Below are 19790 nucleotides of genomic sequence, written 5' to 3'. Positions count from 1 at the left end.
TCAACAGAAAAGAGGAAAGTTGTGATGCGTCAAGATGTTGCGTCGAATAAACCTAAGCGGCAATCACAGAATTTTCACCACGACCATGGAGGACATCCCAAGGGACAGTAGCCGCCGCATGCGCACCAGGTTTAGGCTGGTGTGTTTTGTTTGAGGGCGAATTTCGAGTTGAATTATAATTGGAGAGAACATTAAATCGATGGATCTTTCTGCATCCAACCGTCAACGTATTCGGTCCGCATAGCACACCTTATTTCCTGCTCTAATGCTCTTCAGCGTTTGCTTGTTGTTTCTCGCTCTTCTGAATTGAGCCATCATCTTCAAGTGCTGGATCGTAGGGATGTTCCCTTTCCCATTCGTGCCAGAAATCTGCAGGATGGACTTGTCGCCAGTTGGCAAGAGCAGATCCGACATGGCTGAAGAAAGTGTATCGCTGTTTGATCTCGGCGCGGGTCCGTGACTTCGTCGTTGCCACAACCCAGTCAACCGCCTTTTTGATCTGCTCATCCGGTGGATGAAGATCCTTTGGAGCAATCGACAACCATTCCAGATGATGCCCAGTAGCGATTACCTTCTTATAAATATCTTCGTCGCTTGGATTGCTCACCGCTTCTGCTCCGTCTGGCCAGTTTCCCGGCCATGAACCGTCAGGAAACTGGCTGACGATGATCAGATCTCGAACATCTTCGAGATGCGCGTAGACTGTGTCGCGAACAGGATCACTGAGAATGTTTTCGAACTTGTCATCCAGACGAATCAAGAGCACCAACGAGTAAACGCGGTGAGTCCCGCTGCAAACGCCCAGTTCTTTTTGGCCGCGCATTAAACGTTTCGCCAACAGGTCGAACGAATACTTCCGACCGCCGTCCCCAACCCATTCATTGGTCGGGGCAATCCACAATCCGAAGGCCATTGCGGTCCACTCGACTTCGCGTTCATCAAGCCGGAAGTCTCGCAGAGACTCCTGAACGACATCGTAAAGAGTATGGTCAGAACGTGACGGTCCATAGACCGGAGTATCCAATCTGGCTCCCGCTTCCGTTACGCAAGCAATCAGATGATCGTGATGATACGACGCACAAATTTCTTTTCCCCAGCGAACGCGGATGCCTGTCGGCTTCTCTTCAAGCAAGGGAAAATTTTTCATCCTCTCTCCCCAGGAATCGATATACACACTGTGGTCCGTCAGGAACCGGAGCATCTCTTGACCAGATACTGCGTTCGGATTTTGAAATGTCGCCTTCACTCCCCAAGTCCGCAAGGCGTGCTCGATGTGGTTTGGCTTCATTTCAGTATGATCAAAACGTGGTTGGATTTTCTCCAACACGGCCGCCAACGCTTCATCGGAAACAAGATCAGGCCGATTATATTCTCGCTCGATCTGCACCGGCTCTTCACGCGGGATAGGAACGGGAACGAACGGTTCCTTCCCGAGAAACTGAACCTTCAAATCAGTCCGAGCTTGTGAATTGCTGACAATCAACGCGATCGAAAATGCTCCCAGAACAAGAAGCTGCACGATGCTGAATGTTTTGAACGTTGATTTCTTTTTCATTTGAGGATCTCAAAAGTTGAGTCAGTGTTCAGCAGATGCAGCGCAATTCCAAACGCTGTATAGATGATCTGCCTCGTGGCGAGCAGAACGTAAAGAGCAATCTTGACTTTGCTTTAAATCGGATTCTTACGCTCGAAGATTATTGTGGTATTGGATTCGTAAGCCGTCTTCCATTTCTCTGTTTCCTGCTTGATTCGATCAACCAGTGCAGGATGCCTGCTCGGCCTCAAAACAATCGTGTTCACGCTGTAACGATCCATAATTGCTTGCCATGATGACGAGCCATGGGAGACGGCGTTGTAGTGCTCCCAGACTTCTTCAGGGATGAGATGCACGTGCGAAGCAGCAAAGACCTGCAAGTTCTCTGGACCTGCCCAAAGAAGGTAATCTCCCCAGTCAAACGTGTTGTAAATCTGCCCTTGTGGTGGATGCTGCTTCAGGTATTTGGCAGCTTCGAGAGGTGTCGACCGGGAAACACTTTTTTCAAACCGCTTCTGAGCTTCCTCTGGAGTCTTGGGGCCGCCATGGAGGACTGTGCCTCCAAACGGTGTGTATGCAAAGAAAATCCACAACAGTCCCAGAATGGAAACGGAGTACAATCCGCCTCGTTTCGGTGCAGCTGGTCGCGACTTCATCCAAACTCGCCAGACCGCTGCTGCATGAAGTCCAAAATAGTAGGCAGCGACAGGTGCCCACCAGACAATGATCCTTGAAGTCCACATCGCCCCGACTCCGAAGCCGACTAACAACAGGACTTCCCCTGTCGTCACGCGACGCGGTGAGAGCCGATACAGCGCGATTAAACTGAGAGCGAGGACCGCAGCCGCCTGACCTTGTTTCATTCGCAAAGTGAGCGGCTCCCATTCAATCACTCCGGCCATGTTCGGATGACCGGAGATCGAGAAGACAGCTGGATAAATTCCAATTCCGTATGGATTAAGCAATGCCGCCGCGGCTGCGAGTTCGGTCAGAATAAACAACTGCCGTGTCCGCGACTCTGCAAGCACCATTTTGACGTTTCTGGTTCGACGCAGCACATCGATTGCGCGACCGACGGTCAACGCCCCGAGCGTCACAATGCCGACGATAAACGAGCCATGAAGATTCGCCCAAATCGCGAAGATCGCAGGAATCGCAACGTAATACCATTTTCGCCAACGGAAAGATGTCGCCATCGCCAGAACCGCAGCGAAGCACATCATCCCGGTCAGTTGAGGGCGGACGATTGCCAGTTGTTGGTAATCTGCCCAGTAGAACAAGAAGACTGCCAGCAATGAAATAGCGGCGTGTTGAGTCCGGGCATAAAGCGAAAACGCCAGACAGCCAGCGACAAAAACAATCGACGAGGCATACAGGAATTGAATTCCCGGCACTCCGAACTGTTCAATCGTGAGATAGCCGATCAATTGGCTCAGCCAGGCAGTGTCAGTCAATGACATACCGACTGAAAGAGGCATGAACGGTTCTGTTTTGGGAAGCGCACCGTGAGACCAGATCCATTCCCCATAAAGGAGATGTCCCCAGAAATCGGTATGCCACAAAGGCGAATAATTGAGCAAAACGAACAACGTCCCGAGCGCGCCGATAATCAGCGTCACAGCACTAGAGGCTTTCAGCCCTTCGGGAGTACGATCCTCCAAAAGAGCGAGATTCGGTTGTCCATCTTCAGTTTGGTATTGTCTGGTCACGGGAGTCTCTTCGACCGGATGTTGATCAACGTCTTCAAGGACTGTACTCATGGGACGGAACTTATCATAAGAGAAAGCTTGAGACACCCTCAGTCTGCTGCAACCTGAGTCGTCCGGAAACAATCCGAACCCTGAGTTTGCTTCCTCGATTTGCGAGAAAGCCTTCACAGCATCGGTCACCGGACAGGTTCTTAAACCGCTCAGCCATCAAGACAATCAAATCATCAATCGAAACAATTGAGATGGCATCAGAGCGAAGAGACTGTGTTCTAGGACTCTAGATTTACTCGGACAGCGAAGTCGACCAAGAACTGAGAGAGCCCAGTTCACAATCAAAAAACCTGCCATCATTGCGGGTCGCACGAATACTGACGAAACTTACGAATTGCACAACGACAACCAGTTTTAGCGATACGTCTACAAAACACACCCTTTTCACACCTCCCGAGAACTCTGACAGAGGTGATCGACAAATCGAAGCCGCTGGTCGAGGTGGCGAGGAATAATCGGACCGGGAGAAATTTCGAACAGATCCAGCTGCACCTTGACGCGAAACGCCTCTTTGCGATCTGATGACGATTTTCCGGGCAAAGCAGACCTTGTCACTTCTGAAAAGTCATCCAAGATGCAAAACTTGGAACTGTCAGAGGCATAGACCCGTTTCGCTGGAGACTTCCAGCGACCAGCGAAACAAATCAGGAACTCCCAATGTACGGCTCAATTCAACAGCAATTACAAAAACAACTCGAAGAAGTCCGCGAACAGGGACTGGAAAAACGAGAACGCAAAATCCAGACGCCGCAGAACGCGCGTGTTCTTGTTGCAGAGCGAGAAGTCTTGAATCTGTGCGCGAACAACTATCTGGGTTTGGCGGATCATCCGAGAATTGTGGCAGCCGCTAAACAAGCTTTGGATGAGTGGGGATTCGGGATGGCATCGGTCCGTTTCATCTGCGGAACGCAAACGATTCACCACCAGCTTGAACAAAAACTGTCCGACTTTCTCGGCATGGAAGAGACGATTCTGTATTCGTCCTGCTTCGATGCCAACGGCGGCCTGTTCGAAACGCTTCTCACAGATCAGGACGCTGTCATCTCTGATTCCTTGAATCATGCGAGCATCATTGATGGCATTCGCTTATGCAAAGCACAGCGTTTTCGTTACAAAAATAACGACATGCACGATCTGGAGGAGCAACTCAAGCAGGCTGAGTCGGCTCGCTTCAAGCTGATCGCCACAGACGGCGTCTTCTCGATGGATGGGTATTTTGCCAACCTGCAATCAGTCTGTGACTTAGCAGAGAAGTACGACGCGCTTGTCATGGTGGACGATTCCCACGCAGTCGGGTTCGTCGGTGAAAACGGTCGCGGGACACATGAACATTGCGACGTCATGGACCGGGTCGACATCATTACCGGAACGCTTGGCAAAGCCCTCGGCGGCGCGAGTGGAGGATATACATCTGGTCGTAAAGAAATCATTGACTGGTTGCGACAGCGCTCACGTCCTTACCTGTTCTCAAACTCTCTCGCTCCCCCGATTGTGGCTGCTGCCATTGAAGCCCTTGATTTCCTCAGCGAAGACAAATCTCAGATTCAAAAGCTCAAAGAGAACACAACTTTCTTCCGAACTGAAATCGAAAAACTCGGTTTCACGGTCCTCCCCGGCGAACATCCTATCGTCCCGATCATGCTCGGCGATGCCGCCTTGGCAAACAGTATGGCGGATGAACTCCTCGAACGAGGAGTGTACGTCACCGGTTTCTCGTTCCCCGTCGTCCCCAAAGGAGAGGCAAGAATCCGAACCCAAATGTCCGCCGCACACTCGCGAGAAGATTTGCAGTTCGCGCTGGAACAGTTCGCTGCCGTGAAAGCTGAACTCGGATTATAAGTGATTCACCGAGAAGATCAGGGCTCATCTGGACTCGACAGATTCCCCAATTGATGCCGCCCGCTTAGTCTCCGGAGAATGACTGGGGGAATTAATTGACATTGAGAAGAGTCGCCATTTCAGTGATGAAAGATGCCCTGCACGAACACGAGAATCACGAATGCGTGGTAAAGTAGCGGTTGTGTCGATCCTGCTGCTTTTTTGGATGTTTCACATCAAAGCTTCATTCTCGACATATTCAGGTTCTGCAAATCCGGAAAAACTGGAAGCGTGACCAGAGGTTTGTCATCAATCGATGAAAGTCGGCCTGTTCGTTGGTTTCCAGACTGAGTTATCATCGAAAACCAAACAGGGGAAGTTCGATGCTGGTTCGGTTTGACCTGGCTATCGGAGTTTGGATAATGAATCGATCTTTCTAGAACTGATCCTAAAACCTGCTTGCCGCTTTTCATCCAAATGAAAGGCTTCGCGACCAAGGTTTCCGGACAGGGACTCAAACATTCGACCGAGAATGGTTACAGAATGAAATTTTCATCTTGCTTTGTACTCACTTCAGCGATGATCTTGACTCTTGCAGTCGATGCTCAAGCTCAGCTAACGCGAGGCTTTGATCGACGAATCCCTTCGACAGCGTTGAACGCAGAAGTGATTCGACAACCATCGCTGCAAGTTATGGAAGTGCAGATCAAACTGGTCCGCCTTGCCTGGGTCGATCCTGCTGATCCAAAAGCAAGTGATGCCAAGAAAGCAGAAGTCTGGTATCTCGTCTGGCGTGCAATCAATCGCCCTCTTCGTTCGCGTGAGGGGAGTGACACACTCGCTGTGAACCAACTTGATCCTTTGCCGGGACCGATGCAGTTTATCCCGCAGTTTACGCTCGTGACTTACGACGATCCCAACACTGAGATCCCGAATCAAATTCTCCCGGACCAGGTGCTGCCTGGCGCGATCAAAGAGATCGAGAGAATCGAACGTGTGCCGTTGAATAACTCTGTTTCAGTGATTCAGGACTTCCCGGAAACTGTGGCAGAGGATGCTGAAAAGCAGCCATGGATTTACGGTGTGGCGACCTGGAAGGGTGTTGACCCCAAAACCGACCACTTCAAAATCCTTATGACAGGTTTCTCAAACGGGTATGAAAACAAAGGGACGATTGAAGAACCGGAAATCTGGCGGAAAATTATTGTTCAACGATTCTATCGCCCCGGAGATGAGTTCGACCCGACATCGAAGGAGTTCCAGTTCAAAGGTGAGCCCGAATGGACCTACCAACCTGAGCGAGGAAAAGCTGCTCCCGAAGGAAATTGATTCTTCGCGACGCCAGCCATCAGAAAGAGCACTTTCGTTCATTTCCCGTAGCACTGGGCCAGCAACCTGTGAAATGAACTCTTTTCAGTAGTCGAGAGATCAACTTCAGAATCAGTCCTGATGATGTGGACGTCCTGCCTCGTGACTTGCAGTTTATGAAGCCATCAAAGTTGAAGTCATAAAAGAGATCTTCGCGGAGACAAGAGAAACTGTAATTCTCTTACGAAGAATTCGATTCGTCGTCGGTCGCAGGTTCATACTTTGCGACCTCAACCAGAATCGGTTCGCCAGGTCCACCTTCTTTGATGACCCGAAAGTGTAAGCCTTCCCAAATCGATTCATCTCCAACCTCGGGGAATCGCTCGAGGGATTCGTGCATTAACGCCACGATGGTTAGCAACCTGTCTTCGTCCGGCTCGAAATCAATTTTGAGCCATTGCGACAAATAGCGGAGTGTCGTCACCCCTTCGGCAATGATCTTTCCATCTTTTCGCCGTCGAACCGGTTCACGGTCCAAGAGACGTTTTGCCCTGCTTGATTCCGGGTCGAGAAGCGTGTCGAGAATATCATCTTCTGTGATCACGCCGATCGATTCCCCATACTCATTGATCACCACAGCGATGCTAATCAGTTGAGACCGTAACTGGCTGAGAGATTCTGCCACGGTCGCACACCAGGGGACATAGGTGACCGGTTCCGCAATTGCTTCCAGATCTCGCTCTGGAAGTGAACTGATCTCATCAAGTGGGATGGCAGAACTGATTGTGTCTCTATCTTCACCGCCGATCAACAGATAGGCCGGCATCCGAGAATGATTGTAGATATCCTCTACGGTCACCGGAGACTGATAGATTTCGTAAGTCCCGCGCGGACGCATCAGTTCTTCTGCCGTCATTTCTGAAAGATGCAAAATTCGCCCGAGGATTTTTTGTTCAAGTTGAACGAGTTCTGTGCCAAGCTCAGAAGTCTCAATGGCTCTTTCGATATCGTCCAATTCCAGATAAGGCTCTGCTTTCAATTGCGGCCACATCGCCCTGCGTAATCCGCGTGTTGTTGCTCCCAGAACAGGCAGGATCGGAGCCAGAACACGCACAGCCCCAGAGAGTGGCCAACTCGCCCAAACTGCGATCGTCCTGCGGAATAATACGGCAAGGCTTTTCGGAGCGACCTCGCCGAACAGGATCATGGCGAGGAGCGAAAGGATACTGAAAGCTCCGGCCATCGTCGGAGCGCCAGCTTCCACAAGTCGCTTGGCAGTCACCAGGCTGATGGAAAAGTAAGTCAGGTTGATGACCAGATTCCAGAACAGAACAACCGTCAGTAGCTGGTCTGGCTGACGCATCAGTTTCGCAGCCTGCCTCGCACTTGCCCCCCCTGAATGCAGGCGACGCAATTCTTCTCTGGAGAGATAGAATAATGCCGTCTCACTTCCCGAGAAAAAAGCCGACGCCAGAATGAGCATGCTCATAAAGAGCGCCCCAGGCAGCCACACGGAGACTGTCGCGAAAAGTTCGTTCATCCTCGATCAGTTGTCGTTCGTCCAAGAGCAACATCGAAAGCGCTCACCGCAGGGACTAGAATTGCAGTAATCGTGAAGCCGAACGGGAACAAAACCGCCATCAGCACAGCGGCTGTATTCCCCAGTAAAAAGCTGACAATGGCGTAGAACGTCATGAACGGCAGGATCAATCCGCAAATCGACAAGGCAGTCGAAGGATTCTTATGCGTAAGTGACATCCACAGTCCCAGGCTGCCCCCACCGATGAAAGCAATGAATGGGACAAATTGCATCTCGAATGAGCTGCGAGCTTCGACAATCAAGATCATGCAGACAAAAATTCCTATGAACAGAAAGAAGACAGTCCCCAAACTGTTCAAGATCGCTGATCGCGAGTTTTCAAAGGACAAGCCAGAGTGAATTCCGAGCGCCGTGGCGAACAGAACCAGTGTCAGGTTTCCGATGATGACAAAAATGAGCGACTCCAGATTCATCTCGCCGCGCATCCAGGACATCGCCACAAACAGAAATGGGACGAGAATCACTTCTTTCATATTGAAGAGAACACCACCCATCTTGCCAAAGATAAATTCTTTGGCTGTGACCTCCGTGACGAGCAGGAGTTCCAGAGTCTGGCCATCACGTTCGGACGTTAAGGAGGTCACCGCTTGAGCGTTGATCAAAATGAACGAGATCAGTGAAAGCAGGGTGAATGCCAAGCCAGGTGCTGAGATAATTCCCAGCATGAATGTGGTCTCTTCAGGAATTTGCCGCAGCCAGAAGATGCAAGCCACAGCGAACGCAAAGTACGCTCCCTTAATGAGTCCGACTTTTTTACCGTAGGCCTGTGTACAAATCTCTCGCCAGATAATTGGCGACTCCCAGATCGTGCGTGAATCGCGAACGTGCGATGGTTCCTTTTCGCGATCCTCGCTCGTCTTATCAGCTGCACTGAGTTCTTCAGATTTAATAAAGATCGTACGTGGCGGGTTCCAGACTCGAACGCGTAAACAGGTCCAGATCGAAATTCCGGATGCCAGCACAAACAACCCTGCAACTGCGGGCCACGCTTGAACTGTCGGAATCGCAACACTTGGCTGGCTTGTAAGTGGATTAAGAATGTCACCAAGTGCACGAAACGGATTGAGAGCACCAGCAATCATGGCCAGCGACGAGCCTTCTCCCCCAAAGAAACCGACCGTCTCGACAGCTCCCAAAAAAAGTCCTGCCCCCATTAATGTGATAGCAATGATCTGAAAAGTTTTCTCTTTCCAGTATGCGACGAGCGTCCCCCAACTCCCAGCTGCCAATGCGGTGACAAAACAGAGGGCCTCAAACCAGACAACTTGTTCGAACGTCACTCCCCCCAGCTGAGTCAATAATGTGAAGATCGGGACAGAGACCAGAATCATCACAAAAATCGGCAGCAGGCTGGCGATCGCTTTCCCGATCACAAGCTCGCGTGACCGCAGATCTGTCATTAACAGTAGAATGAGTGTGCGACGATCTTTTTCTTGAGCCACGCTTCCTGCTGTGAAGAGCAACGACGTCCCAAGAACAACAACCAGCTGCACAAAGCTGAGCAAGTTGAAGATGAAGACGCCAAAACGGGAAATATCGCCTAAACCACGCGGCGGAGCGAGCGCAAATGTCGCTTGCGCACCTGTGAATACCAGAATAGTCAGGGCTGCCGCATAGCCAGCTCGGATCCCGAAGTGCTTCGGTTTTCGTGGGTCAGTAGTGAGTTCACGGGTGACAAGTGGTCCAGCAAGCAACGCATTCTCCGCGTGGACTGGGTTATCGAATTGAAATTTCAGAACGCGAAGTATAAACGCTGACGACGAAAGTGGCTATGAGGGGACCTGCAAATTTTATGCGAAGGTGTTGATGTTGAGGTGCCGAATTCGTTGAAAGTCCCAGGTCTGATCCGTAAAGTGTACGTGTGTTATTTGTGTCACAATCTTTTTTATTATTGAGACAGTGACTCTTCTGCTCCAAATTCGGGACAGATTCCGCATTTATATTATTTTCGTTTCTTTGTATCGGAGCATCCGCTCCTGTTCACGAACAACCTAGAGGAACTGATGTCAGATTCTGTAATCGAAATCCGCAACCTCTCGAAAGTTTATCGAGACTTCTGGGGACGCTCTAAAGTCAAGGCTCTCAACTCTTTAAGCCTGGATGTCAAACGTGGTGAAATTTTCGGTTTGTTGGGGCCGAACGGATCAGGGAAAACGACAACCTTGAAACTTCTGCTGGGACTCCTGTTCCCATCTGAAGGTCAGGTTCGAATCCTGGGTCAGCCCGCACATGACGTCGAAAAAAACGAACGGATCGGCTACCTGCCGGAAGAATCATATCTGTATCGCTTCCTGAATGCGGATGAAACGCTCGAATTTTACGGGCGGTTATTCAAGATGTCGAAAGCGGAACGCCGGAAACGAAGCGATGAACTCATTAAACGAGTCGGCTTGGATCAAGCACGGCGGCGACAGCTCAAAGAGTATTCAAAAGGGATGACGCGCCGAATTGGATTAGCTCAAGCCTTGATCAACGACCCGGAACTTGTCCTTCTTGATGAACCGACCAGTGGACTCGATCCGCTCGGAACGCGGGACATGAAGGACATGATCCTGAAACTTCGTGACGAGGGGAAAACCGTCGTCATGTGCAGCCACCTGCTGGCAGATGTTCAGGATGTGTGCGACCGAATTGCGATCCTCTTCCGCGGTGAGCTGAAAGTGATCGGAAATGTTCAGGAACTGCTGTCTTCAAACGATGAGACTCAACTGCTGACAAGCACTTTGAGTGAAGAAGCAATTCGTGATGTCAAAGAAACACTGAAAAAACATGGAGCGGACGTGAAAAACATTTCTCATCCGACTTCGACTTTAGAAGACCTCTTCCTACGAACTGTTGCTGAGAGTGAAGCACGACCAGGACGTCGGTTCGAACCGGGCGAACGTCCAACGAGCGAAAGCGCCTAAGTTCCGCTTGGTGCCGTTGAAATTCTCCCCATACAACATTTCGGACTGAGGTAATCATGTCTATTGAACCACCATCCTTTGACGTTGCCGCAGCGTTATTGAATTGGGTCATCGCTATTGTGGCATGTTCGGTCATCGGCCTGGCAGCCGGTTTTGCTGGATCGCTTGCATACCGGGGGACGTCCGGTCCTCGCGTGTTCTGGAATACTCTGAAGCGTGGATTCCGTGATTTAACACGTCTTTCACCGGGTCGCATCGGAGCCATCGCGTCGCTGACAATCAAAGAAGCGATTAGTCGGAAAGCCTTCGTGATTGGCTTTCTGTTCCTGCTGCTGTTCATGTTCGGCGGCTGGTTTCTATCCAGTTCCGACGCAGAAAAGCCCGCTCTTCCGTACATCACATTCGTGATGACTATCATGTACTTCTTGCTAAACCTGATGGCGATTTTGATTTCTTGCTGGGGTCTTCCGGCAGATATCAAAGCGAAGTCAATGCACACCGTCGTCACGAAGCCTGTTCGCCGTAGCGAAATTGTCATCGGTCGTATCGTCGGTTATTCCGGTGTTGTACTCTCAGTTCTCGCCGTCACTTCGATCTTCGGATACGTTTGGATTCAAAGACAGGTTCCGCAACAGGCGAAGGACCAATTGATCGCGCGTGTACCAGCCTATGGAAGCCTTTCTTTCCTCACACGCACTGGTCAACCTTCGGAGACAGGTACGAACGTTGGAGATATCTGGGAATACCGGGGTTATATTGAGGGGCTCTCAAAAGCGCGGGCCATCTGGAAGTTTGACAACCTCGATACAGCAGAGCTGAGAAAACGTGGAGAGATTCGCTTTGAGCAAAAGTTTGAAGCGTTCCGAACATATAAGGGCGATATCGAAGAGCAGACTCGGTATCAAATCACCCTCGTCAATCCGACCACAAAATTGCGGATCCCGATTGAAAAATCTTACCCTGTTGCTGAACACAAACAGGACCCTGAACTCGCAGTCGTCGTAATTCCGGGTGAGATTGAATACCAGGAGAGCTACGAGGTCGGAGCGAATGCGAAAGTCGCAAATCTGTTCGACGACCTGATCGATAACGGTTCATTAACCGTTGAAATCGCCTGCATCGACGATCAACAGTATATCGGTTGCGCCGAAGGGGATCTCTTCGTTCGAATGGAAGACCGATCCTTCTTGTCTTCCTATCTGAAAGCAAATATCGGATTGGCGTTTATGTTGGTTCTGGTCGTCTCGATCGGAACGACATCGAGCTGTTTCGTCAAAGGACCGGTCTCAACATTGCTCACAGGCTCCATGATCATCATGGGAAATGTGATCTACGAATTCGTCAATGAAGCAGTCAAACAGCAGCAGGAAAGACAAGACGGCAAGATCATTGGTGGAGGGATGTTGGAGTCGATTTACCGGCTTGTCACAGGGATGAATCAAACAACCCCCCTTCCCGACAACCTCGGAATTGCGAAAGATATTATAGAGAAGCTGGACGAGACAGTCTTCAACATCCTGTTTGTGGTCCGTTCTGTCATTCCCGATTTCACTTTTTTCAGCATGAACAAATACACTGCCAACGGGTATGACGTCCCTTGGACAGGAGCGTTGCTGCCAAGCATTTTGATCACTCTCGGATTTTTATTCCCATTAATTATTCTCGGTTATTTTAGTCTTCAATTACGGGAGCTTGAGCACAAATGAGCAAACTTACTGTTCAGCAGCGAAAGCTGCTTTATGCCGGAGTTGCTTTGTTAGCACTCATTCCGGTTTTGTTCCTGGGTCCTCCTTCGACCCCTGCGGTCCTGAAGGAAGACGGAACAAGAAACGAAGGCTCTCGTGGAGGAACTTTGGCCCAATTGCGTACTGAGTACGAATTGGGAGAGTCCAGCCTCGGTGATGTTGACCCAACCAGTGCCTCGTGGAACCTGGTTCTACTGGGGATGCGCGGAGTTGCCGCGAGTTGGTTGTGGCAGAAAGCCGACCACTACCGGACCACGAAAAACTTCAACCAACTCGCCGAAACGGTTGAGTCCATCATCCTGTTGCAGCCGCACTTTAAGGCTGTCTGGGAGTACCAGGCATGGAACTTAACCTACAATGTCTCTGCCGAGTGCGACGATGTCAAAGATCGTTATCACTGGGTGAAGCGTGGGGCAAAGTTCATGATTCGAGGAACAGAACGAAACAAAAAAGTTCCCGAATTACAGTTCAGCACTGGTCAGTTCTTTGGAACAAAGATCGGCGTCGCTGACGAAAAAGAAGTTTACCGCCAATTCTTTCTAAGCGACCCGAATGTTGAGATCTGGGGCGGAGGACCTGATGAGACCATCAACCCCAAAGGAATCGACAATTACTTAGTCGCCCGTGAGTGGTATCTCAAAGCGAACGACACACTGGAACTGCCGAATGTGGAACAGCATCGGATGGACCAGGCCTTGTTTGTGGCCTACCCCTATCGTTGCCTGATGGAGTACGCACGCTTCCATCAGCAGGACGGAGTGGCGGACCAGCTCGATGAAATCGAAACACTCAACCTCGAGCCCGAAGAGGAACTTGCTCGACGTGAAAATGTCTACAAGCAATGGGCGAACGAAAGCCAGAAAAACTGGAGCGACGCCTATCGCGAATGGACCGACATCTACGGACGGAAGCGAATCGAATCGAGCGGTGGCGGCACGATTATCCTCGAATACGACAATAACGTCCTCGAGCAACTTGCCGAGGAAGACAAAATGACACTTGCCGACAAGCAAAAGTGGCAAAACATGTATCGTAAGACCACATCTTACGATAAATGGAAACGTCATTGCGAAATCGAACGTCGAGACGAAATGACTCGAGCCCGCTATCACCTCACCGAAGGTCGCCGGTTGTATCGAAACGTGCAGGACTTCGAAGGTGCGAAAAAGTACCTTGAAGAAGGAATGGCACTACTCGATTCAGTCATTCAACAGTATGTCGCAGAAGATGGCAGTAATGTCATGCTGGTTGATGAGCCGGACACCGTTGAAGATTCCATCAAGGCGATCCTGATGTGGCAAGCGGTTCTTGAACTCCTCGGGGAACCAGTTCCGGAGGATTTCCCATTGAAGCAAGTTTGGGAGAACCCAGAATATCAAGCCTTACGAGAAGACCTCACTGATCGCTTCCTGCTTTGGCAAGGTGGTTAATCAGTACGCAGCCGATTTTTTGGTAATTGGGTGAGGTCGAGCAAATTGCTCGACCGTTTACCCGTGAACAGCGATTACGTCCATGAAATAGCGTCTACCCACAAGGCAGATCCCGCTACAACTTTCAAAACTTCTCCACTGAAGTTTTTGAAAAGGTGTACGTGAGTTGACTCGTGGAGATGAGTGACTCGTCACACGAAAAGGACGTTTCACGGACATTAGAGCATCTTTCGAATTAGCTCGCAGGTTCTGCCTCGTGGCGAACAGCATTTCTACCAGTGAAATGCGTTCTTCACGGGCACACGGTAGAGCAGGCTGCTCTAGAAACACGAAAGTCTTTAAGTCAAAACGTCCCCGGTGAAGATCGGGGACGTTTTTTTATTGAGAAGCTCAAATCTTGAGCAGATCGTGTCGTGATTTCTAACGGCAGCAACAGAAAATCGTGTCTGCCTGTTTGAGTCTTGTTGAATTCGTCGATACACTTAGCGTTTGCGATGAGTCATTGTGAAGAAGTGTCTTCGAAACTGAGCACACTCTCGTTCTCAGCCGATGTTGTGACACAGACGCACCTGTCGCTGGCAATGACCTGAATACCGTTTTGTGAGACGTTTTATGTTGGGTATGTTTGGACTTGGAACTCCTGAATTAATCATCCTTGCGGTGATCGTCCTGCTCCTGTTTGGCAGTCGACTTCCGTCAGCGATGAAGAGCTTGGGAATGTCTGTCAATTCCTTCAAAAAGGGCATGGAAGAAACAGACGAGGACGACAAAAAAGACCCTGACCACATCGACTCTTGAGTCGACACTCCCCCAGCGACTCGCCTTTCATCTCGTCACAAATAAGCCCTGTTTTCGTGCCGAATGCAAGATGTCAAAACTTCATCTCTGCGGTTCATTCTTACTAACGCTCACCAACAGACTGACTGACGTTCATTGAGATCACCGCAAATCCTTTCAACCTAGATCCTCTTGCGTATGTTCAGACTAACCGCAAGCCCCGCAAGATAATCAGACTCCCAGTAATCACGGGAGTTTCACCTGCTCCCGTCCCATGCCTCCCGGGTTCGTCAATTTTGTAATTCCTTGAGCATTTCCGAAAATTGTTTTTCTGTCCTTGGCGAACAGTCCATGACCTCGTGAAAGCAATTTTCACGGCCAGGAAAAGCACTGGAAATCTCTGAATTCAAATTGGCTCAAAATGTTGCAGGAAAAATCATGCTGTTCGCTGCTGAAACGATTGCCAACTTAGAAGCTAACTCACACTATCTTGGGCTACATTGGGCTGACTGGGCCATTCTGTGTGCATACCTGCTCGGCATCACTGCACTTGGAGTCTGGTCGTTCAAGAAGGTTAACGACTCTGACGACTTCTTCATGGGGGGACGTCGGTTTGGCAAAGTCTTCATGATGTTCTTCGCGTTCGGATCGGGAACAAGTAGCGAACATGCCATTAGTGTTTCGGCAGGATCATTTCGTAACGGCCTCGCTGGAATTTGGTATCAGTTTCTTTGGCTTTGGGCGACTCCGTTCTACTGGATTGTGGCCCCTGTTTTACGACGTATGCGAGCGCTCACAACCAGTGATTTCTTCGAAGCCCGCTACGACACATCGACGTCGCTGCTTTATTCAATCCTCGGCATGTGTATCTCGATTACGTTCATTTCAGCATCGCTCTTCTTTGGCGCAAAGATGGTCACAGGCCTTAGCGGCGGGGAATTTCCCGTGGAATATGCCGTCGGTGCCATGACGGTGATGTTTGTGATTTACGGACTGGCTGGCGGACTGGGAGCTGCTGTCATTACCGACTTCGTCCAGGGGATCCTGACTATCATCTTTTCTTTTCTCCTGCTCCCATTTGCGTTGTACTACGCCGCTCAGGTTACCGGTGCTCCAGGTGGGTTCGCTGCACTTCATCAAGGAGTCCCCGGCTTCTCAGGTGAGGACATGCTTAGCATGACGCTCACGAAAGAACTTGCAGAGAGCCTGGGTAAAGAGCCGATCACAATTTTTTATATCGTGATGATGTCAATCAACGCGTTGATTGGAATCGTGGTTCAACCGCACATCATGGGCGTTTGCGGTGCGGGGAAAACGGAATATGAAGGACGCTTCGGGTTTACGGTCGGGAACTTCATGAAACGTCTTTGCACAATTGCCTGGACGTTTACCGGCTTGGCGTGTGTGATCATTTACCTGACTCCCGACAATGGGTTCATTTCGTCTGAACGTTTGGCTGAGCTCAATGCTGACCCAGTCAAGATGAAAGATTTTGCCGACAGCGTTTTTGGATACGCGGCTCACGATATTCTCCCGCGAATCAGCCCGGGACTTGTTGGCTTACTGTTTGCCTCTCTGCTCGCAGCGATCATGAGCTCGTGCGATGCCCACATGGTGATGGGCTCTGGTCTGTTCACGGAAAATATTTATAGAAAATTCATCAATCCGAAAGCTTCGGAAAAGGTTATGGTTTGGGTGGGGCGGTTTTCCGGAATTGGAATTGTCGCTTTGTCGCTGTTGCTGATGTCCCAATTCGACGATGCCATTCAAGTGCTGACCCGTTACGTCAATGCTGTGCCAGCGTTCATTGGACTCGCGTTTTGGTTCGGAATTATCTGGCGAGGCTACACGCCCGCTGCAGTTTGGACATCAACACTCACCGCCGCCGGACTATGGTATCTGACAACAAAACATTCTCCCTTCGACTGGACCACAGCTGAAGAGGGCTCCAAAATCTTACAACGCAATATCGACTATCTTCCCGGATTGTTCCGTGAATGGCTGTGGGACAACTTCCCCTTCACGAAGTATGAATCGCTCAAAGAGGGCAAAGTTGCGACAAGCATTCCATGGCAGTACGTCATCTATCTGGGAGGTGGTGCAGGAGTTGGGTTGGTGACAAGTTTCCTCACGAAGCGTCCCGATGAAAGCAAGCTGGAGCACTTCTTCACCTTACTAAGAACGCCAGTTCGGCCGGGAGAGAAGGTCCACGAACCTTGCACCTTGCCGGAGAATCCTCTCCCACCAGAAACTGGAAAACTGATTCCGATCAAAGATATTGAGCTGCCAGCACCAAGCTTCGTCGGAATGGCTGGTTTTATCATTTCATGGATCGTCGTCGGATTGCTCGTCGCCTTAACGTGGTGGTTAGCACAGCTAGGCGGATAAGCAACTCCCCTTGAGCCGGATTGCTGCACTGAAATTCAAGATCACACCACAATCCCTCGGGTATCGTTCTGATCGATGTTGGTTTTGATGTCTCGTTAGAGCAGTTTGCTCTACCGTGTGCCCGTGAAGAACGTATTTCTCCAGTAAAAATGCTGTTCGCCACGAGGCAGAACCTGCAAACCAATTCGAAAGATGCTCTAGTTTTTGTTCGAGCTGACAGGCTTGATTCTCTCAATGATTTTTGGAGAGAAGAAAGCCAGCAGCAGCCCGATGATTGAGAGAACAGCACCGCAACGGACACTCCACGGCTGATACTTCCAACGAACCGTAGCCTGCTTTGCAGGTTCGTCTAATTGAATATGCTGGCGACGAAAGAGGGACTGCTTCTCGGCAGATTTTTCATATCCGGTCCAACCGGGATAGTTGAGATCGGTCAGCACGACGTCTGCATCAAGAGTCTCTGCGGAACTTTGGAACGTCACGACCACTTCATTCGGTGATGAATCGACGTTCACTTCGATTTCCGGGTGCCCTTCCACATACGCTCGTCCAAGAGCGTCGTTAAGTCTGTAAAGGTAGTACGGTTCCCGGCGTCCGAAGGCGCCGTTGAGCATGAGGTCGATCCACTGGGAGTGCAGCGTCACATTCCAGGTTGCCTCGTCGATTGGAGCTTCCAGAAGTAAGTGAGTCACACCAAAGCTTCGCAACCGGTCACCCGACTCCTGAATCTCAGCTCCATTGTCCGTCGAGAAATCGAAGCGGACCTGATCCTTTTCGTAGATCTCCGGCCCCAACCCGAGGTACACCGGCAGCGAGGAAACTCCTAACATCGACGGGACATTCTCTCCCGGTGCATACAATCGAATGTTCCCGCCAGCCTGTTTAAAGAAGTCTCGCAATTCACTTCGCTCTCGAGCAGCGATCGGCGGATGATCGACCATCACGACATAAAAAATGCTTCGTCCCCAAGCGGCTCCAAATCCGGGAGCATATTGCCGGCTGACAGCCCATAGATCAGCAACCAGGATTCCAATCAAAACTGAGCCAAGCAGCGATCTTGAGGAACTGCTCAATGTCAGTTTTCGAACCAGAGAATCAAAAATCCCTCCTGCCATTAGTGAAAATGCGAAACAGGTAACGAGAGAATATCTGCCGGGTCCACGGAAGAATCCGAATCCTGGGACATCCGACAAATAATACGTGGGCCAACCGGTAGCAAAGAGCAGCCCGCCCAATCCGATTAGCCCCCAACGCCAGAAACCGGGGAGAGGATTTCCACGTCGCAAACTTGGAACCAGACAGCCCAAGAGAATTAAAAGGATGGTCAACAGTCCGCAATAAATGAAGGCCTCCACCTGATTCGTTTCAGCGGGAACGTTCAGCCATCCGGCATCACGAAGAAGATGATCAGTCAAATCGTCCTGAGCATGCCAAGCCCAGGGTTGCCACAATTGTGAAATTGCTTCTGGTGGAAGGTTCCCATAGGTCGGAGAGAATTTTTCATTCACGTCTTGCCGTTGGCTGAGAGATTTGAGCTCCCAGCTAGGCAGCAACTGAACGGCACCAATTAGAAATCCGCAGCCGATGAGAAGAAAAAGCGGGAGCAGTTGCTGAGTCGGCCTTAGAGTTTCGATCTCTTCTTTTATATGCACTAAGAACGGGAACCACACCAGGACGAGCAGAGTGATAAAAGCCATATTGTAATGACCAGCAAGCAGATCCATCCCCAGAAACAGCCCGATTGCAACGAGGGCCCACTTCTTCTGTGACTGCAAATAAACAGTTGCTGCCCACAAAATCGCGGAAAACCAGGCTCCTCCGATAATCGTCCACTCCAGGCAGATGCGAGCTGGAAACCACCCATAAACGAATGCTGTTGCAGTGAATGTGGCCGCCAAAACAGTGAGCCCCAAACGGCGCCCCAAAGCCCAAGTCGCCAGGAAGGCGATCAAATAGTGGAAAAGCTGAGAGACGTTATAAGCAGCGTTGACGCTCAAACCGCTGTAAAGGAGGAGATTTGGAGGATAGAGGACTCCCGTCTGCGATTCCCCAAGAGTGGGATATCCGAATCCGACAAATGGGTTCCAAAGCGGAATTGTGCCCGACTTCACAGAATCTGCAAAAAACGCTTTTTGCGGGAAGTAATACGGGTACATATCCCCCCCCATCAGCCCGCCCCCGGTCCAAAGCGGCCAGAAGAAGACCCAAGTCAACCCAACCCCCAGAAGAAAAACGACGCAAACCTTTACAGTCGAAGACCTTACCAAAGATTCCCCAGATTGTTTCCGACTCATTTCTGAATCCAGTTTCGAAGTGGCACGGAGCCTGCATTGTTACGTATTTCGGCATCGACGCCATGACCATCATTCAGATGGTTGAAAATTTCCAAAATCAAAATCACACATTCACCAGCAGAAAGACTCAGGCAAACTCAATGAGCGGGGGGTTTCCCCGTGCGGTCAGTTGACAGACACGATTGTCGATTCAACAATCCCGCATTGTAAGTCTTTCAAAAGAGTGGCAG

At 50.3% G+C, this 19790-nt stretch carries 12 protein-coding genes; 7 read left to right on the top strand and 5 right to left on the bottom strand.

What is annotated here, in order from left to right; genetic code table 11:
- Positions 1–262: 262 nt before the first annotated feature.
- Positions 263–1555: a hypothetical protein gene (locus tag ACN0YR_RS20350; RefSeq protein ID WP_417851054.1), complete on the bottom strand. Its 1293-nt coding sequence runs from the start codon at positions 1553–1555 to the stop codon at positions 263–265.
- 113 nt (positions 1556–1668) lie between these two features.
- Positions 1669–3294 carry a hypothetical protein gene (locus ACN0YR_RS20345; RefSeq protein WP_417851053.1) on the bottom strand — a complete coding sequence of 542 codons (1626 nt, stop codon included), beginning with the start codon at positions 3292–3294 and terminating at the stop codon, positions 1669–1671.
- Positions 3295–3951: 657 nt separating this feature from the next.
- Here ACN0YR_RS20345 and ACN0YR_RS20340 point away from each other — a divergent pair.
- Both ACN0YR_RS20340 and ACN0YR_RS20335 read left to right on the top strand, forming a co-directional pair.
- A complete protein-coding gene (locus tag ACN0YR_RS20340) occupies positions 3952–5133 on the top strand; it encodes a glycine C-acetyltransferase (protein ID WP_417851052.1) in 1182 nt (393 codons plus the stop codon).
- 522 nt (positions 5134–5655) lie between these two features.
- The gene (locus ACN0YR_RS20335) at positions 5656–6441 is read left to right on the top strand and encodes a hypothetical protein (protein ID WP_417851051.1); all 786 of its coding nucleotides are present in this window, start codon (positions 5656–5658) and stop codon (positions 6439–6441) included.
- 220 nt (positions 6442–6661) lie between these two features.
- Here ACN0YR_RS20335 and ACN0YR_RS20330 read toward each other — a convergent pair whose 3' ends face one another.
- Together ACN0YR_RS20330 and ACN0YR_RS20325 are read right to left on the bottom strand one after the other, a co-directional pair.
- Positions 6662–7960, bottom strand: a complete 1299-nt coding sequence (locus tag ACN0YR_RS20330; RefSeq protein WP_417851050.1) for a CNNM domain-containing protein — start codon at positions 7958–7960, stop codon at positions 6662–6664.
- Positions 7957–9714: an ABC transporter permease subunit gene (locus tag ACN0YR_RS20325; RefSeq protein ID WP_417851049.1), complete on the bottom strand. Its 1758-nt coding sequence runs from the start codon at positions 9712–9714 to the stop codon at positions 7957–7959. Before ACN0YR_RS20325 ends, ACN0YR_RS20330 begins: the two co-directional genes overlap by 4 nt.
- A 309-nt stretch (positions 9715–10023) precedes the next feature.
- On the opposite strand from ACN0YR_RS20325, the gene ACN0YR_RS20320 reads away from it, so the two are divergent.
- The 5 genes from ACN0YR_RS20320 to ACN0YR_RS20300 all read left to right on the top strand — a co-directional run bounded on the left by ACN0YR_RS20320 (position 10024) and on the right by ACN0YR_RS20300 (position 17266).
- Positions 10024–10926: an ABC transporter ATP-binding protein gene (locus ACN0YR_RS20320; protein WP_145200528.1), complete on the top strand. Its 903-nt coding sequence runs from the start codon at positions 10024–10026 to the stop codon at positions 10924–10926.
- A 56-nt stretch (positions 10927–10982) separates the two neighbouring features.
- Positions 10983–12632 carry an ABC-2 transporter permease gene (locus ACN0YR_RS20315; protein ID WP_417851048.1) on the top strand — a complete coding sequence of 550 codons (1650 nt, stop codon included), beginning with the start codon at positions 10983–10985 and terminating at the stop codon, positions 12630–12632.
- Positions 12629–14101 (top strand): hypothetical protein, encoded by a 1473-nt coding sequence (locus ACN0YR_RS20310; protein ID WP_417851047.1) that lies wholly within the window; start codon positions 12629–12631, stop codon positions 14099–14101. Before ACN0YR_RS20315 ends, ACN0YR_RS20310 begins: the two co-directional genes overlap by 4 nt.
- A 612-nt stretch (positions 14102–14713) precedes the next feature.
- The gene (locus ACN0YR_RS20305) at positions 14714–14899 is read left to right on the top strand and encodes a Sec-independent protein translocase subunit TatA/TatB (RefSeq protein ID WP_145200537.1); all 186 of its coding nucleotides are present in this window, start codon (positions 14714–14716) and stop codon (positions 14897–14899) included.
- A 417-nt stretch (positions 14900–15316) separates the two neighbouring features.
- The gene (locus ACN0YR_RS20300) at positions 15317–17266 is read left to right on the top strand and encodes a sodium:solute symporter family protein (protein ID WP_417851046.1); all 1950 of its coding nucleotides are present in this window, start codon (positions 15317–15319) and stop codon (positions 17264–17266) included.
- A gap of 197 nt (positions 17267–17463) precedes the next feature.
- On the opposite strand, the gene ACN0YR_RS20295 is transcribed toward ACN0YR_RS20300, so the two are convergent.
- A complete protein-coding gene (locus tag ACN0YR_RS20295; protein ID WP_417851045.1) occupies positions 17464–19560 on the bottom strand; it encodes a hypothetical protein in 2097 nt (698 codons plus the stop codon).
- Positions 19561–19790: the final 230 nt, after the last annotated feature.

The sequence above is a fragment of the Thalassoglobus sp. genome (assembly GCF_048270125.1).
Lineage (GTDB): Bacteria > Planctomycetota > Planctomycetia > Planctomycetales > Planctomycetaceae > Thalassoglobus.
The sequence above is the reverse complement of the archived record's forward strand: the minus strand, read 5'-3'. Positions and strand labels throughout refer to the sequence as shown.

Coding starts and splice junctions, on each gene's coding strand:
- ACN0YR_RS20340 (WP_417851052.1), top strand. CDS start 3,952: ATGTACGGCTCAATTCAACAGCAATTACAAAAACAACTCGAAGAAGTC.
- ACN0YR_RS20320 (WP_145200528.1), top strand. CDS start 10,024: ATGTCAGATTCTGTAATCGAAATCCGCAACCTCTCGAAAGTTTATCGA.
- ACN0YR_RS20310 (WP_417851047.1), top strand. CDS start 12,629: ATGAGCAAACTTACTGTTCAGCAGCGAAAGCTGCTTTATGCCGGAGTT.
- ACN0YR_RS20300 (WP_417851046.1), top strand. CDS start 15,317: ATGCTGTTCGCTGCTGAAACGATTGCCAACTTAGAAGCTAACTCACAC.
- ACN0YR_RS20335 (WP_417851051.1), top strand. CDS start 5,656: ATGAAATTTTCATCTTGCTTTGTACTCACTTCAGCGATGATCTTGACT.
- ACN0YR_RS20330 (WP_417851050.1), bottom strand. CDS start 7,960: ATGAACGAACTTTTCGCGACAGTCTCCGTGTGGCTGCCTGGGGCGCTC.
- ACN0YR_RS20305 (WP_145200537.1), top strand. CDS start 14,714: ATGTTGGGTATGTTTGGACTTGGAACTCCTGAATTAATCATCCTTGCG.
- ACN0YR_RS20350 (WP_417851054.1), bottom strand. CDS start 1,555: ATGAAAAAGAAATCAACGTTCAAAACATTCAGCATCGTGCAGCTTCTT.
- ACN0YR_RS20315 (WP_417851048.1), top strand. CDS start 10,983: ATGTCTATTGAACCACCATCCTTTGACGTTGCCGCAGCGTTATTGAAT.
- ACN0YR_RS20295 (WP_417851045.1), bottom strand. CDS start 19,560: ATGAGTCGGAAACAATCTGGGGAATCTTTGGTAAGGTCTTCGACTGTA.
- ACN0YR_RS20345 (WP_417851053.1), bottom strand. CDS start 3,294: ATGAGTACAGTCCTTGAAGACGTTGATCAACATCCGGTCGAAGAGACT.